The sequence below is a fragment of the Alteromonas algae genome, assembly GCF_049117195.1.
GTDB lineage: Bacteria > Pseudomonadota > Gammaproteobacteria > Enterobacterales > Alteromonadaceae > Alteromonas.
In genome coordinates, this window is record NZ_CP185260.1 from 1621277 (window position 1) to 1638158 (window position 16882).

The 16882-nt window shown below is 46.0% G+C and carries 13 protein-coding genes; 5 read left to right on the top strand and 8 right to left on the bottom strand.

The window, feature by feature from the left end; all coding sequences use genetic code 11:
• Positions 1–54: 54 nt before the first annotated feature.
• From ACOJRU_RS07355 to ACOJRU_RS07380, 6 genes are all read right to left on the bottom strand, one after another.
• Positions 55–963: a hydroxymethylglutaryl-CoA lyase gene (locus tag ACOJRU_RS07355; protein WP_421134369.1), complete on the bottom strand. Its 909-nt coding sequence runs from the start codon at positions 961–963 to the stop codon at positions 55–57.
• Between the two features lie 2 nt (positions 964–965).
• On the bottom strand, positions 966–2972 hold the full coding sequence (locus ACOJRU_RS07360) for an acetyl/propionyl/methylcrotonyl-CoA carboxylase subunit alpha (protein WP_421134370.1): 2007 nt from the start codon (positions 2970–2972) through the stop codon (positions 966–968).
• The gene (locus ACOJRU_RS07365; protein ID WP_421134371.1) at positions 2969–3763 is read right to left on the bottom strand and encodes an enoyl-CoA hydratase/isomerase family protein; all 795 of its coding nucleotides are present in this window, start codon (positions 3761–3763) and stop codon (positions 2969–2971) included. The genes ACOJRU_RS07360 and ACOJRU_RS07365 overlap by 4 nt, the downstream gene beginning before the upstream one ends.
• Positions 3764–3778: 15 nt before the next feature.
• Positions 3779–5386, bottom strand: coding sequence for a carboxyl transferase domain-containing protein (locus ACOJRU_RS07370; RefSeq protein ID WP_421134372.1), 1608 nt, complete (start codon positions 5384–5386; stop codon positions 3779–3781).
• 142 nt (positions 5387–5528) lie between these two features.
• Positions 5529–6698: an isovaleryl-CoA dehydrogenase gene (locus ACOJRU_RS07375; protein ID WP_421134373.1), complete on the bottom strand. Its 1170-nt coding sequence runs from the start codon at positions 6696–6698 to the stop codon at positions 5529–5531.
• The gene (locus ACOJRU_RS07380) at positions 6695–7102 is read right to left on the bottom strand and encodes a MerR family transcriptional regulator (RefSeq protein ID WP_421134374.1); all 408 of its coding nucleotides are present in this window, start codon (positions 7100–7102) and stop codon (positions 6695–6697) included. Before ACOJRU_RS07380 ends, ACOJRU_RS07375 begins: the two co-directional genes overlap by 4 nt.
• Positions 7103–7371: 269 nt before the next feature.
• On the opposite strand from ACOJRU_RS07380, the gene ACOJRU_RS07385 reads away from it, so the two are divergent.
• From ACOJRU_RS07385 to ACOJRU_RS07400, 4 genes are all read left to right on the top strand, one after another.
• Entirely contained in the window at positions 7372–8547 is a 1176-nt protein-coding gene (locus ACOJRU_RS07385) for a thiolase family protein (RefSeq protein WP_421134375.1), read from the top strand.
• Between the two features lie 103 nt (positions 8548–8650).
• Positions 8651–9532: an alpha/beta hydrolase gene (locus ACOJRU_RS07390; RefSeq protein WP_421134376.1), complete on the top strand. Its 882-nt coding sequence runs from the start codon at positions 8651–8653 to the stop codon at positions 9530–9532.
• Between the two features lie 12 nt (positions 9533–9544).
• Positions 9545–10765 (top strand): kynureninase, encoded by a 1221-nt coding sequence (kynU, locus tag ACOJRU_RS07395; protein ID WP_421134377.1) that lies wholly within the window; start codon positions 9545–9547, stop codon positions 10763–10765.
• A gap of 144 nt (positions 10766–10909) precedes the next feature.
• Positions 10910–12310 (top strand): transporter substrate-binding domain-containing protein, encoded by a 1401-nt coding sequence (locus tag ACOJRU_RS07400; protein WP_421134378.1) that lies wholly within the window; start codon positions 10910–10912, stop codon positions 12308–12310.
• 40 nt (positions 12311–12350) lie between these two features.
• Here the strand turns inward: ACOJRU_RS07400 and ACOJRU_RS07405 are convergent, their stop codons facing one another.
• Both ACOJRU_RS07405 and sbcB read right to left on the bottom strand, forming a co-directional pair.
• Entirely contained in the window at positions 12351–14006 is a 1656-nt protein-coding gene (locus ACOJRU_RS07405) for a DUF342 domain-containing protein (protein WP_421134379.1), read from the bottom strand.
• A gap of 165 nt (positions 14007–14171) precedes the next feature.
• Positions 14172–15602: an exodeoxyribonuclease I gene (gene sbcB / locus ACOJRU_RS07410; protein WP_421134380.1), complete on the bottom strand. Its 1431-nt coding sequence runs from the start codon at positions 15600–15602 to the stop codon at positions 14172–14174.
• Positions 15603–15752: 150 nt separating this feature from the next.
• Between sbcB and ACOJRU_RS07415 the strand changes: the two genes are divergently transcribed.
• Positions 15753–16775, top strand: coding sequence for an isoaspartyl peptidase/L-asparaginase family protein (locus tag ACOJRU_RS07415; protein WP_421134381.1), 1023 nt, complete (start codon positions 15753–15755; stop codon positions 16773–16775).
• Positions 16776–16882 lie beyond the last annotated feature (107 nt).

Consider the following 16882-nt stretch of genomic DNA (forward strand, 5'->3'; position numbering starts at 1 on the left):
GGAATCGTTTTTCACCTGGAGTTAACCATACTCATTGCCACACGTTACACGTTGTTACGTGCTTCTTTGTGCAAGCAATGCGTTAGCTACTTTTGATACGGGTTCCCGGTTTAATACACCGGAGATGTGTGTGGTTGCCTCTAATAACGCGGTCATATCGACGCCCGTATTGATGCCCATCCCGTTTAACATATAAAGGACGTCTTCCGTGGCTACATTCCCGCTGGCGCCTTTTGCATATGGACATCCGCCTAATCCTGCTACAGCAGAATCGATGGTGGATATGCCATATCCTAACGCGGTGTGCAGATTAACCAGTGCCTGACCATACGTATCATGAAAATGGACTGCCAAAGCGGTGGTGGGAGCAACGTCAAGCACCGCATCTAGCATGCGCGCTGTCGATGCCGGTGTACCCACACCAATAGTATCGCCAAGCGACACTTCATAACACCCCATATCCAATAGTGTTTTAGTAACCTCTGCCACTTTTTTAGGCGATATTTCACCTTCATAGGGGCAGCCCATCACGCAAGAGACGTAACCTCTTACTCTGATATTATGGGCGTTAGCTGCGGTAATAACGCTTTCAAATCGAGTCAGACTTTCAGCAATAGAGCAGTTTATGTTTTTCTGTGAAAACGACTCTGACGCAGCACCAAAAATAGCCACTTCATCAGCCTTGGCCGAGATGGCGGCCTCGAACCCTTTCATATTTGGCGTTAGGGCAGAGTACACACAATGTGTTTCTCGGTTTATGGCGTTGAATACATCGTCTGAGTTTGCCATTTGTGGCACCCACTTAGGTGACACAAAGCTGCCTGTTTCAATACGTGACAGCCCGGTTTTGGACAACAGGTCGACAAGCATTACTTTGTCAGCAACAGTCAATACCGCTTTCTCATTTTGAAGCCCGTCCCGTGGACCGACTTCAACAATAGAAACATCACGAGGAAATGTCATAGTTACTCCTCGTCGTTTGTCTTATCGAACGCGAGCAGTGTGGCGCCGCCATCTACTAATTCACCTGAAGAGAAGAAAAACTCTGATACGGCACCGTCTGCTGGTGCCGAAATAGTGTGTTCCATCTTCATTGCTTCCATGATCATAATTGGCGTACCCTTTGCAACTTTTTCGCCAACTGCCACCAAGGTCGCCACGACGGTTCCGTTCATCGGTGCGGTGAGGTTCGCGTCGTCACTTTCGCTTGCATCACCGCCCAAGTCAGGGGTTAACACGTCAAAATGGAAATACGCTGATTGACTATACAAGCCAAAGGTATTCTCATCTTTTGAAAAGCTATATCTCGAACGCGTGCCATCAGCGATAGCGATAAACGTTTGTCCGTCTATATACCCACTCATTGTCGACGTGCCGCCGGTATGTGAAACGGTGAAGGTCGCGGTTTCATTATCATTTATGCGAGGTGTGTGCGACACAGTGACATTGTGTTCGGTGTCATCAATACGTAATACCATTGATTCACGGTATGCCATGTTTGCGCGCCATGAACCTGCAGTATCCCATGGTGACTGACTTTGCGTGTCAACCGATTCCCGGTTAGCTAAGGCCAGCATCGTCATGGTAGGGAGCAGTGTAGCGAGATCTTTTTCTTTCTTCGTAAACAGCATATCGCTATGCTTATCAACAAACGTCGTAGTCAGTTCAGCGTTAATAAACGGTTTACTGCCCGCGACACGCATAAGAAAATCGATATTCGTAGTTAGGCCGCTTATATGATAATCACCCAATGCACTCAGTAAGCGCTTTAGTGCAATATCTCTATCGGCACCCCAGACAACAAGTTTGGCAATCATAGGGTCGTAATAAACGCTGACCTCATCGCCTTGCACCACACCAGTATCTACTCGCACGACGTCACTTTCATGTGGTGGTTTAAGTAGTGCTAATTTACCTGTTGCGGGCAAAAAGTCGTTGTCTGGATCTTCGGCGTATATACGCGCTTCAAACGCATGACCACTTAGCGTAAGTTCTTCTTGAGCCTTAGGTAAAACATTTCCTTCCGCAACCAGTAATTGCCAATGTACGAGGTCTTCACCGGTGATCATTTCTGTTACCGGGTGCTCGACCTGTAAACGCGTATTCATTTCCATGAAATAAAATGAATCATCTTCGTCTAATAAGAACTCGACCGTACCCGCGCCAACATAATTGATCGCTTTGGCTGCTAATAGTGCAGCTTCACCCATTTTCTTACGGGTTTCTACGGACATGTTAGGTGCTGGGGCTTCTTCAATTATTTTTTGATGACGACGCTGAACTGAACAGTCTCGTTCAAATAAATACACGCCATTACCGTGCTTGTCACAGAATACTTGAAATTCTACGTGACGAGGACGCGTTAGGTATTTTTCAACCAACATGTGGTCGTCACCAAAACTAGCCATGCTTTCGCGTTTAGCCGCGTCTAGCGCGTGAGAAAACTCATCCTCGCTCCATACTTGACGCATGCCTTTTCCGCCGCCACCGGCAGCTGCTTTTAGTAACACAGGGTAACCCATATCATCTGCAGCTTTTTTTAGCACTGCAGGTGATTGGTCATCGCCGTGGTAGCCAGGAACCAGTGGAACACCGGCTTTTTCCATTATGTGTTTAGCGGCAGATTTTGAGCCCATCGCTTCAATAGCTGAAGCGGGCGGGCCGACAAAAATGATGTCGTTATCTTCACACGCGTTTGCAAAACCAGCGTTTTCTGACAAAAAGCCATACCCTGGGTGTATAGCATCTACGCCCAAACGTTTCGCATGCGCGATAATATCATCTGCTTTTAAATAACTGTCTTTTGAGGGCGCAGCGCCAAGGCATACGGCTTCATCTGCCATTTGAACATGTCTGGCGTTTATATCGGCGTCTGAATAAACAGCGACAGTGTGAATACCCAACGACTTTGCTGTTTTCATCACGCGGCATGCTATTTCGCCACGGTTAGCGATTAGGAGTTTTGTAATCATTGCGATACCTCTTGCCATGCTGCTGGGCGTTTTTCAAGAAACGCGCTTAGCCCCTCTTGTCCTTCTGCTGATGTTCTCACCGCCGCGATACGGGCGCTGGTTTCTTCCATCAATGAAGCAGAAATTGGCATGCCAGCCACATCTTGAACTAATGCTTTTGATTGACTAACTGCCCGAGGGCCGTTTTTCAATATAGCGGTGATAATGTCGTCAATATTGCTATCAAGTTCGTCTTCATTAACCGCTTCACTTACTAGCCCTAAACGGCGAGCGCGGCGAGCAGAAAATACTTCAGCGGTTTGAAAATAGCGTCTGCATACTCTCGCGCCCATTGCGTCTATCACGTAGGGACTGATGGTTGCGGGAATAAGCCCGATTTTCACTTCGCTAAGACAAAACTTACTTAATTTACTGGCGATGGCGATATCACAACAAGCAATTAATCCAACCGCACCGCCAAAGGCTGCACCCTGTACCCGAGCAATAGTGGGTTTTGGTAGCGTGTACAGCGTGTGAAGCATGGTTGCTAATGCCATGGCGTCTGTATGATTTTGCGACTCGGTATAGCTTGCCATTCGCTTCATCCAACTTAAGTCAGCGCCTGCACTAAAGCTTTTCCCTTGTGCCTGAAGTATGACGGCACGCACGCTGTCATCTTGCCCTGCTTTTTTGAAAAGCTCGGTGAGGGTGGCAATCATGTCGTCATTAAAGGCGTTGTGTTTGTCAGGCCGTGCCAGTGTAATCGTGGCTACGTTGCGCTGGTCGACGTTATAAGTTACCGCGTGTTCCATAGTCAATGTCCTCGATTACATTCTAAAAACACCAAAATTGGTGTCTTCAATAGGTTTATTTAAAGCAGCTGAAAGTGACAGACCCAGAACTAAACGTGTGTCGGCAGGGTCAATAACGCCATCATCCCATAAGCGAGCCGACGCATAGTAGGGGTGCCCTTGTGCTTCATAAGTGTCGATAACGGGTTGCTTAAACGCCTTTTCTTCTTCGTCGCTCCATGTTTCACCTGCACGAGCTTTTTGATCGCGCTTAACCTGCGCAAGCACGCCAGCGGCCTGTTCGCCTCCCATTACAGAGATGCGTGCGTTAGGCCACATAAATAAGAACCGTGGGTCGTATGCGCGTCCGCACATACCATAATTACCTGCACCGAAACTTCCGCCAATTAAAACAGTCAGCTTAGGGACATTAGCACAGGCAACCGCGGTCACCATTTTCGCGCCGTGCTTTGCTATTCCCCCATGCTCATACTGCTTACCCACCATAAAGCCAGTAATATTTTGCAGAAAGACAAGAGGAATTTTACGTTTTGCACAGAGTTCTACAAAATGGGCACCTTTAAGGGCACTCTCTCCAAATAAAATACCGTTGTTCGCAACAATACCTACGGGAAAGCCAAATATTCTTGCGAAGCCACAAACCAGTGTAGTGCCGTAAAGTGGTTTAAACTCGTCAAAGTCCGAGTCATCTACAACGCGAGCGATTATTTCTTTGACGTCGAACGTTTGTTTGCTATCAGCGGGCACGATGCCATAGATTTCTTTCGTATCGAAACGAGGAGGCTTAACTTCACTGGGAGTTATGCACTTCTCATTGGTTCTGTTTAGTCTAGCGACCGCGTTTCTTGCGATAGAAAGTGCATGGTGGTCGTTGTTGGCTAAATGATCAGCCACCCCAGAAATACGCGTATGAACGTCGCCTCCACCTAGTTCTTCAGCAGTAACCACTTCACCTGTCGCAGCCTTAACCAAAGGTGGACCACCCAAGAAAATGGTGGCTTGTTCTTTCACGATAATGCTTTCGTCAGCCATGGCGGGTACATAGGCACCACCGGCAGTGCAAGAGCCCATCACGACAGCAATTTGCGGGATGTTCTTTGCTGACATGTTGGCTTGATTGAAAAAGATACGGCCAAAATGTTCGCGATCAGGAAATACGTCGTCTTGACGTGGTAAGTTTGCTCCCCCGCTATCAACCAAGTAAATACACGGTAGATTATTCTGTTCTGCAATAGTTTGAGCGCGAAGATGCTTTTTCACTGTTAACGGATAATACGTTCCGCCTTTCACCGTGGCATCGTTTGCCACTATCATGCATTCAATACCGGACACGCGACCAATACCTGCTACCACGCCCGCACACGGCACGTAGTCGTCATAGACTTCCCACGCAGCTAACTGGCTAATCTCAAGAAACGGAGTGTTGTCGTCAAGCAGGGCATTTATTCTGTCACGGGGAAGTAATTTACCTCGTGAAACATGTCGTTCTGCTGCTTTTTCGCCACCGCCAAGCTCGATGTGCTTAATTTTCTCTAGCAAATCGTTGACTTGCGCCTGCATATGCTCTGCATTAACCACAAAGGTTTCAGATTTTGTATTTATCGTTGAACGTAGAACGGGCATGCCCCCTCCTTATTGTTCTTCAATCTCCACTATGGAGATGTCGGTTATTAGTTTCTGTCTTAAGTGTAGCGGACAGCCTTGATCGTCTTCGTTTTTATAGTATTTATCGACCATAAGCTGCCTCGTTGCTCAGACCCTTTACTTATTTCGATTCGTTAAATAACTCACGGCCTATAAGCATACGGCGAATTTCAGACGTTCCTGCACCAATCTCATACAGTTTTGCATCGCGCAGTAATCGGCCCGTAGGGTACTCATTGATATAACCGTTTCCACCTAGAAGCTGAATAGCATCCAGTGCCATTTTCGTGGCTAGTTCTGCAGAATAGAGTATTGCGCCTGCGGCATCTTTACGTGTGGTTTCTCCACGGTCGCAAGATTGTGCAACGGTATAAACATAGGCGCGAGCGGCATTCATCTGCGTATACATGTCGGCGACTTTGCCTTGTACTAACTGGAACTGACCAATTGACTGACCGAATTGCTCGCGATCATGAATGTACGGTACGACGATATCCATACACGCCTGCATGATACCGAGTGGGCCACCAGACAGAACAAGCCGTTCATAGTCTAAACCACTCATAAGCACGCGCACCCCTTCACCTTCTTGGCCAATGATGTTTTCTGCTGGTACTTCACAGTCTTCAAATACAAGTTCGCATGTGTTTGATGAGCGCATGCCAAGCTTGTCTAGCTTCTGGGCGCGACTAAAGCCTGGGAAATCGTGTTCAACAATAAACGCTGTAATACCACGAGGGCCTGCGCTAGGGTCAGTTTTTGCGTAAATCACAAAAGTATGCGCATCGGGACCATTGGTGATCCACATTTTATTGCCATTTAGGATATATTTGTCTCCGCGCTTTTCAGCACGTAATTTCATGCTCACAACGTCTGAACCCGCATTAGGCTCACTCATTGCAAGTGCCCCAATATGTTCACCAGAAACAAGTTTTGGTAAATACTTTTCACGCTGGGCGTCATTTCCGTTTTTGAATATCTGGTTTACGCACAAGTTTGAGTGAGCGCCATAGCTCAGCCCAATGCCTGCTGAAGCGCGGCTAACCTCTTCCATTGCAATGGTGTGCGCTAAATAACCCATTTCAGAGCCGCCATACTGCTCAGAAACAGTAACGCCTAAAAGACCCATTTCTCCCAGTTTCGGCCACAACTTATTTGGAAACTGATTGTCAGCATCAGCTTGTTCTGCCAAAGGAGCAATTTCATTTTGAGAAAATTGGTAAACCTGATCACGGAGCATGTCAATGTCTTCGCCAAGTCCAAAGTTCAGTGTAGGGTAGGAAGTGTTCATGCAATTTTTCCTCTTTTAAGTTCAGCTAATTCTTCTCGACAGCGGCTTTCTACATCGTCAAGCTCTGTCATAAGCATTTGTATGTCTTCTAATTGTTGATTCAGTACGGCGCGTTTTTGTTCAGTCATTTCAAGCATTGCTTCTAGCTGAACGGCTGAATTGGGGTTAGTGTCGTACATGTTAAAAAGCGTATTTACCTCAGCAAGAGAAAAGCCTAAGCGTTTACCCCGCAAAATAAGCTTTAATCTGACGCGGTCCTTATTGAAGTAAATTCGATTTTGGCCGGTTCGTTGTGGACTGAGTAGCCCTTGTTCTTCATAAAAGCGAATGGAACGAGGCGTGATATCAAATTCGCGGGCCAATTCACCGATGGCGAAGGTTGGTTCACTGTCGTGGTCTGTCATTACACGCACCTTGTGTCGCACCCCGGGCTGTTTATTGTCCTTTACGGAATAACATTGCCATGGTGTTAGGAATCGTTGACACCTAAACCTTGGGGGTTTACGTTAACGTTAATTACAATTTACGTTAAGGTAAAGTAACATTCTGCTAACGTCAATTTTTCACAATGATAGCATTAGGTTAAACCGATAAGCGGTGTCTACTTTTGTATACGCATGAAAGGCTTTAACTATAAAAGTTTTATATTTTCAGATATTTATGAGGAAATGGTATGAGTAATGAAACGGTTGTAATCGTCGCTGCTAAGCGTACGCCTATGGGTGGGTTCAACGGAAGCTTGTCTGCTGTGCCTTCAACAGAGCTGGGTGCGGTAGCCATCAAAGCCGCGTGTGAAAACGTTGATGTGAGTCACGTTGACGAGGTTATTATGGGGTGTGTTTTACCGGCAGGCCTTGGTCAAGCGCCAGCTCGTCAAGCTTCCCTTGGTGCAGGCCTACCGTTAGGTGCTGGCGTGACTACCATTAATAAAGTCTGTGGCTCTGGCTTAAAAGCTGTAATGCTTGCTCATGATTTAGTTAAAGCGGGTAGTGCTGACACCGTTGTGGCGGGCGGCATGGAAAGTATGAGCAATGCGCCTTATATGTTACCTAAAGCACGCAGTGGCTACCGCATGGGACATGGTCAAGTGCTTGACCATATGATGCTTGATGGCCTTGAAAATGCGTATGACGGAAAAGCGATGGGTTGCTTTGCTCAAGATACTGCAGACGTTGAAAACATTACGCGTGGCGACATGGACAACTTTGCACTTAGTTCATTGTCAAAAGCGAACGAAGCGATCAACACCGGCACATTTAGCGATGAAATCGTCAACGTTACCGTGTCAGGCCGTAAAGGTGACGTGGTTGTTGATACCGATGAAGGTCCTACCTCAGCGCGCCCTGAAAAAATTCCATCGCTAAGACCAGCCTTTAAAAAAGACGGTACGGTGACGGCTGCAAATTCAAGCTCTATTTCAGATGGTGCTGCGGCATTACTCGTTATGTCACAGTCAAAAGCAGAAGCGCTTGGCTTAACACCACTAGCTAAGATTGTTGCTCACGCTACGAATGCGATTGAGCCAGAGAACTTTACGGTTGCACCAGTGGGCGCGATGGAAAAAGTAATGGATAAGGCGGGATGGTCGAAAGACGATGTTGACCTGTTTGAAATAAACGAAGCTTTTGCAATGGTGACTATGCTAGCAATACGCAAGCTTGGACTTGATGAAGATAAGGTCAACGTAAAAGGCGGCGCATGTGCATTAGGACACCCTATCGGTGCATCAGGCGCACGAATTTTAGTAACCCTGTTACATGCACTTAAGCAGCGTGATGCTAAAAAAGGGATCGCTTCTCTTTGTATTGGTGGTGGGGAAGGTGTTGCCCTAGCCGTTGAGATGCTGTAGCACTTTTTGTAGTCACAAACGTGAATCTTGAAAATGGCACCTATATCGGTGCCATTTGTGTTTTAATAGTGTGAATTAAGTAAAAACAAAGTATCTCAACGTTATGATTCGTCGCCTTTTTTTAGTTTCCATCGCTGCGCTATTGTTTCATGTTAGTCATACGACCTATGCAGCTGAGCTCTCAAATGTTGCATATAGCTCGCTGTCTGCATTACCACAAAGCGAGCCGTCCTTACGATTAACTTACGGTGCAGAAGCGCTTCAGTTTATTGATGTATGGAAAGCGTCTAATGCATTACATGATGACAAACCCGCGCTTATATTCATTCATGGGGGCTGCTGGTTGAATGCCTACGATCTCAATCATGCTAGAGGCTTATATAAGGCGCTATCTGACAGAGGTGTTGACGTTTATGCCGTCGAGTATAGGCGCGCCGGTGATGAGGGAGGCGGCTGGCCTGGCTCGCGCAATGATGTAACCAGTGCGTTGCAGTACTTATCTACCTATTGGCAGAACACTACAATGCCACACAGCATTACACTAGCAGGACATTCCGCGGGTGGTCACTTGGCACTACTCGCCTTACAAGATGACACCATAGTGGACAGGTTACCGCTTAATAAAGTCGTTGGGCTTGCTGCAATTACCGATATTACCGCCTATGCACAAGGTAAAAATAGCTGCCAAACTGCAACAAAAGTGTTTATGGGGGGGATGCCTATCGCTATTCAAACCCATACGAGTGAATATTCACAAGCACAGCAAAATACGCAAGCGGCCTATATTGAAGCGACACCTGTGATCGATACCCCCATGCTTCCAGTAATACTTCTTCAAGGTGATGCTGATGCTATTGTGTCGCGCGAACACGCGAGCCTTGCTGGAGCGACACCACGGATTATTAAAGCGGGTGGCCATTTCGATTGGCTACACCCTAAAACGCCGAGTTTTAATGCGTTTTACCAAGAACTGATTAAGCAATAAGAAGTATACAATATGATTGAAAACGACCTTGATAATCATGATGCCCTTAGGCATATCCGCAGCCAGTTCTCGCTTCCTGAGGGGATAGTTTACCTAGACGGTAACTCACTAGGGCCGTTACCGACCAATGCAAAGGTACGCGCGAAAGAGGTCGTTGAAAAACAGTGGGGAGACGACCTCATAACAAGCTGGAACAAACATAGTTGGATCAATCTCCCCAGTATTGTAGGCGATAAGATTGGTGCTATTGTTGGGGCTGAAAAAGGGCAGATCGTCAGCTGCGACTCCATTTCGGTAAATTTGTTTAAAGCATTAAGTGCAGCGTTGAAGTTAAACCCCACGAAAAAGGTGATTGCAACTACTCGAGATAATTTTCCAACCGACATCTATATGGTGCAGGGGTTAATCGACCTATTAGGTGATGAATATACGATACGCTACCTTGATGAACGAGATATTGAAGGGCAGCTAAGTGATGATATTGCTGTACTCATGCTTACCCAAGTCAATTTCCGTTCAGGCTTTAAACTGGATATGGCGTCAATTACCGAAAGTGCGCATGCTAGCAATATCCTCACGTTGTGGGATTTGGCACATAGTGCCGGTGCATTTCCTGTTGAACTCGACGCGTGCAATGTCGACTTCGCCGTGGGGTGTACGTATAAATATTTAAATGGAGGGCCGGGCGCGCCCGCCTTTATCTACGTTGCGTTTAAGCATCAAGCCGAATACAAGCAGCCACTGTCTGGATGGATGGGGCACAATGCACCATTTGCATTTTCACCAGACTACGTTTCGCCAAACACCGTAAAGCAAAATCTTTGTGGTACGCCAGGTATTGTGAGTATGAGCATTCTCGATGCTGCATTGTCGGTATTTGAAGGCCTTGATATAAATGATGTCGCTAAAAAATCAGTAGCACTTCAAGAATACTTTATAGAATGTATGGAACAATACGATGTTTTTAATGCGTTTGAGTTCGCTAGCCCTACTGTTGACGTTAGGGGGAGCCAGCTTGCATTTCGACATGAGCACGCTTACGCCATTTGCCAAGCGTGGATAGCGCGTGGCGTGATCGCAGATTTTCGCGCGCCTGATATACTTCGCATTGGTTTTGCCCCCCTTTACCTGCGGTTTGATGATATCCGCGCAGCGGTAGAAAAACTTGCGTCTATAATGAATGAAAAAACCTATTTAAATAAAGAGTTTCAGCAAAAACTGCACGTAACTTGACCATTTAGGCAAGTTTCGTGTTGCAATTTTCTACCCTAGCAAAGATACTTTGGTGCCAAAAATTTACTTGTTGTTTGAGGATCCCATTTGATTTTGTTTAGGTGCTGCCGATATGTAACGGTGGTAATGCTATTGAGTGTTTTAATGAGCGGTGCCTCAGCGCAATCTACTCATGTTCAGGAAAAAGCGGCCCAAACTGCTACACCCCCTTATACCGATAAACCAATTCCATACTGTATCGACCCAAGTTGGGCGCCCTATGAGGCTATTCGAAACAACAGGCATGTGGGAATATCGGCTGACTATATGGCCCTTATCTCAAATCTATCCGGACTCACATTCGAACTGGTTGAAACGCAGTCATGGCGAGAAAGCCTCGCGTTCGTTCAACAAGGAATTTGTCATGTTATACCGATGATGAATGCGTCTGATTTTCGGCGTCAGTTCTTAGACTTTACATTGCCTTATTTTGAGTCACCTAATGTATTAGTTGCTCCTGAAGGCACGCCGATCTTGCAAGGGTATGACGGCGTTGGCGATAGAACGGTTGGCATCGTCGACGCATACAGACAGGCAGAGTATGTACGTCGATTTTATCCTGACTTACGTCTAGCCATGATAGCGTCCGAAAAAGAGGGGTTATTTCAGCTTTTACGTGGCGAGTTTGATGTGATGGTGGGCTCATTAATGAGTGTGAACCTACATATCAATAATGAAAATTTGAAGGGCTTAGCGATTGTTGGCTACGCAGAACCGTACGATTCGCTGGCGTATGGGGTAAACCGGTCTTATTCTCACCTGGTGCCTATTTTAAACAAGGCAATAAGTCGTATTCCAATAGAAAAACATGTCGATATCTATCGCAAATGGAATCACGTAAGAGTGAGTCATAATAGTAACTACACAACGTTTGCGTTTGTGATGGTGGCCGCATTTGTGATGGTGGCGTTTATCATCTGGCGAAACCGTGTAGTGGTAAGGTCGAACCGAATCCTTCACCAAAAAAATGTTGAAATCGAATCACTTCAAGCGACCCTCGCTGACCGAAATTACACCCTTTCTATGTTGTCAGCTTATGACGATGATACGGGGTTGTTTAATGACAACAAGATGATTCAGACCATAGAAAACGAACTTACGCGCTTTCAGCGTTTCGAGCATAGGCCGAGCCTCGTCATTATAGCGCTAGATTGCCCGATTAATAACGGGATGGTGGATAGCGATAACGTATTACGCGAGGCTATGAAGCTGGTATCTCAACTATCCCTCAGTGTGGTAAGAGACGTAGATACTGTTTCGCGATTCAGCCACAACGAGCTTTTAATACTACTACCGCACACATCGTTAATTGAAGGAAAAGCCTTAGCTGACAGACTTTCCACTAATATCCTCGAAGCGCTCACCCATTCAGATGACATATTCGTTTCGTTAGGCGTGGCCGAATTGAAAAACGACGAGGGAATGATGACGTGGTTAGAACGCAGCAGAAAAGCGATTCTAAATGCGAAGCGTATGGGGTCGGGGACAGTTGTTGTTGAAGATTAATTAACCAACCCGTTTTGTACGAAACGGGTTGGTATTGTTGTTACACAATAGGTTCATAAACCCACTGATGGGCGTCGTAAAACACTTTCGCTCTGTCGTATTCTCTTTCTGAACGCCAATTTCGGTTGTTTAATTTAGCCGAAACGCCAGAATATAACCGTTTATTCGCGACAAGTTTGATGTCAGTTTGATACGCTTCTTTAGCATTTTTAACTTCAACAGCCTTTAACTCTAGCCACTCTAGCAGTGCTGATTCGTTGTTAAATAACTCTAGTGCGTCGTTGACTTTAGAGCGAAGCTCTTCGGGTACCCGTTTGTTTCTTATAATATCAATCTTTTCTTTGTGTTTGAGGTTGTTTTCTCGCAGTTGACGTAACAATTCATCTAACGAGTCTTTTCTCTCAAGTAGCAAATTAAACCCTTGGCTGAAGTCTATTTTTAAGGTGCTGCCCGATACGGCACCCAAGGTTCCCGCTTCTACTTTGTTTTGGCTAATAATTTCACACGCAAATAAATTACCCATTGGTTTATCAAGTTGTCCGACGGTTACACCACCACCACAACGTAAACGACTATAGGCTAACTGCCTTCCTACGGTAATGCTTCCAGAGCACTGTACATCGATACCCTGACCGTGTTGTACGTGAATACTGCCTGCAGCAACTAATTTACAGGTATAGTCACTGCTGTTGTCGTTAACTTTGCCCATCGCGCCTTCAGTGATGATAATGTCACCACCCGATTCAATATACGCCGATTCTACAAAGCCATTAACAGTGACATCGCCCGCTGCTTTAATTTGCATTTTTTCGGTGACATCACCGTTAACCAAAACTGCACCGTCGTAGTTGACATGCCCGGACCCCACGTTGACGCCATTGCACGTAAAGGTGTCATCAACATTCATTATCTGGTCTTTATATTTTGGCATGCCGGCAATCACAGAAACCAAAACATTTGCATCATCGTCGGAAACAGCCGTACCGCTTCCCATTTTAAATTCAACCCATTCACCGGGAGAGGGTTGAAGTTTACCGCCCCTTACATCAAATCCAGAACGCCCTTTCGATGGCTCAGTTCTGCGCAGCACGGGGGTGTTGGCTTTTATACAAATGACTTCACCAAGGTTGCGCATGTCAACACGTTGGCCGTCGTTGCTCTGTGGACGTAATATTCTATCTAACGCGTTGGGCACTAACGGAATGAAGCGTGATGAGCGGCCATTTCGAGGCGGCAACCCTTTGGCAACGACATCGTCTACTAATGCCCCTGGAGGTGCTACTCTGGCTTGTTCTAGCATAGAAACAATGCGTTTTACGCTTAGTCCACGGTGAATGTTATTTTTCACCGCGAGCGCTTTAATGCTTTTTAAATTAGGAAGTTTGCCACCGTAAGGCGTAGTAATGATAAGGGTGGCTTTCATGCTATCTTCAGAAATTCGAAATTCAACTTCTGCATTTCGACGTTCGCCAATCCGCTCTTGCACCACGGTGCCATCATTCGTTTTGAAGAAATGATTAGCCGTATCAACCGCAGATTTTAACGACGCTTCAGAGATATATAAGCCTTTGCATTCGCCTTCGTCTAACCTCGCATAAACGTCTTTGATGTTGACTTCATTGTCAAATTCAGAGGGCTGCAACGCAATGTTGATGTAGGTTTGCGAATTATCAAAGCTAATATTTACGCCGTTCATTTCTTGTTATCCTTTACCGCAGGTTGAGCTCTTTATTCTATATCGACATTATCACGCTGTGCTTTATGTAAAAGACGACGTTTATTTCCTATTACCGATATAAAAATGTCTACCACGTTATTACGCTAGACTAGCTCACAATGTAATGCTTTTGCTTCATGTAGGTCAAAGGTTTTCAGCATATTGATACAAGGCTCTCAAAATAGCTTGTTTTTCTGGATTATCGCTGTGTTCATGGGCAAGTTGTTCAAGCTTGACCATGTAAGTATCAAGTGTCATTGCACTGGGCGATGTTGCGTCGGTAAGCTTGGCTTGGCGGTGATGTTGCCATTTCATCATTTCGTCATGCGTAAGTGTGTTGGGGAAGTTACGCGCACGATACCGAAAAAGAAGCGCCTTAAGGCCGATATGTTGGGTGTCATCTTTAAGCAGTCCTAATGTCTCGGGCGCCGCGTCAATAACCCGGTCGCACCAACGCCTGTCGTCATCACTTAAAAAGCCTCCACTGTATAATGCTTGGTCGATATCTTCGTCTTGGTCAACGTGCTCAGTGTCATATAGCGCATAGAGTTTTTGCGCAATGTCGGGGGTAGAGGCTAATAATCGGTAATTATCTAAACAGGTTTCTCTGTCTAATCCCAGCCGCTCGGCGTTCTCTTCTGTCATGGCTTTTGCTGTCGTCAAAAAAGGTGAACGGTTGATGTGAATTAGCTTTACGCCGGGACGCTCACTGGCGTTTTCGAACATCTCTTTTGGGGCATAAAGCTTCTCGCGCAGTATATCGGGCGAGTCGTTGATAATGCTGTCTACTGACTTTGATAAATCTATCGCAATAACAGCGTTGGCATTTGTGGGGTGTTTTGCAACTGGCATTACCCATGTACAGCACCCTTGTGCAGCTGGAAGCTTGGATGAAATATGCAAAACCACCGAGGGTTTCGACAGGTCCAACTGTTGTGAAACGGTGTGCTTATTTTTAAGTGAAAAAGCATACTCGAAAAGCCTTGGTTGTTTATCTTTTATCAACTTTGCTAACGCTATGGTGGCATAAACATCGCTCAATGCGTCGTGTGCATTTTCGTGTGACAAGCCGTTTGCTGCGGTCAGATGCTCTAGCTTAAAGCTTGGGGTTCCGTTTTCTTTCGTAGGCCAGTTAATGCCTTCTGGCCTAAGCGCGTAACAGGCGCGGGCAAGGTCGATAATATCCCAACGGCTATTACCGTTGCGCCATTCTCGCGAGTATGGGTCGTAAAAATTACGGTAAAAAAGAAAACGCGCTACTTCATCATCAAAACGAATGCTATTAAAGCCCACGCTGCATGTATTGGGCGTAGCCATTTCTTTGAAAATACGGGCGGCAAAATCGGCTTCATTAGATCCATCTCGAAGCGTTTGCTGTGGTGTGATGCCTGTTATCAAACATGCCTCTGGATTAGGAAGGTAGTCATTAGCAATAGCGCTCATTATGTTAATGGGCTTTCCCACCACATTAAAATCCATGTCGGTTCGTACCGCAGCGAACTGGCAGGGGAGATCCTTTTTTGGGCTGGTACCAAAAGTTTCAAAATCGTACCAAAGAAAAGTCGGTTCTTGCATGAAGGCGTAGGTCTTGTTGATTGCTTTTTTATACGACAGAGTTTACACGTGTGTAGTTTGAATACCAAATGCCAAACAGGAGATGTCTTGTTTACAACGGTAAAATTGTGTCATGGTATTGCTTTATAATGAGAAGGACGCAACCAACCAATGAAAATTGTCTCAACATTATCAATGCTACTTTGTGCAGGGCTAGCTAGCGTTGCTGCACAGGCGCATAACCACGACGAGGCGATATCAGCGCCAGTCGCAATAGCCATCCATGGCGGCGCCGGTACAATATTAAAGTCTTCAATGACGCCTAAAAAAGAAAAGGCGTATCGCGATACCCTTCGACAGGCGGTACTTCATGGTTATGAAGTGTTAAATGCCGGGGGCACTGGCGAACAGGCCGTCGTTGAAACCATTCAATTGCTTGAAGCCTCACCCTTATTCAATGCGGGGGTAGGCGCGGTATATACCTTTGATGAGGCGCATGAACTCGATGCGTCGATTATGCACGGAGGTAGCAAAAATGCCGGGGCTGTGGCGGGGGTGAAACAAATAAAAAGCCCAATAGCGGCAGCGCAATTGGTCATGAACGTGTCGCCTCATGTTTTACTATCGGGAGAAGGCGCTGAGGCGTTTGCATTTGAGCATCAACTTGAAAAAGTAGATAACAGTACGTTTGATACCGAGTTTAGAAAAAACGCATTAGATAAGGCAAAAGCAAGGATGCTAGAAACCGCATCGCAGTATGGAGGTCAAATCGGTAATGAACGTTTCGGCACAGTGGGCGCGGTTGTACTTGATAAACATGGCGACATCGTCGCGGGGACTTCTACCGGCGGCATGACGGCCAAACGTTATGGTCGAATTGGTGATTCTCCGGTTATCGGCGCTGGCACGTATGCTGACAATGAAAGCTGCGCCGTATCCGCGACTGGACACGGTGAGTACTTCATTCGCTACAATGTTGCTGCTGATATTTGTGCACGAATGAAATATCAAGAACGTACGCTTGAAGAGGCTGCTGACACAGTCATCAATAAAGTGCTAAAAGATGCGGGGGGGGACGGCGGTGTTATTGCTATCGATGCAAACGGTAATATAGCAATGCCATTCAATACTGCGGGTATGTACAGAGCAAGCGTCGATACGGCAGGAAACGTGACGGTTTCAATATATAAATAATCGTTAAAATGTAGTTGGAAAAAGTAGCTGTTCTGGTTTTATCCGACTACGCTGATAATTGAAGGGGAAGCCTTTACACTCATTGTAAACAAAAGAAATGCCGTCAT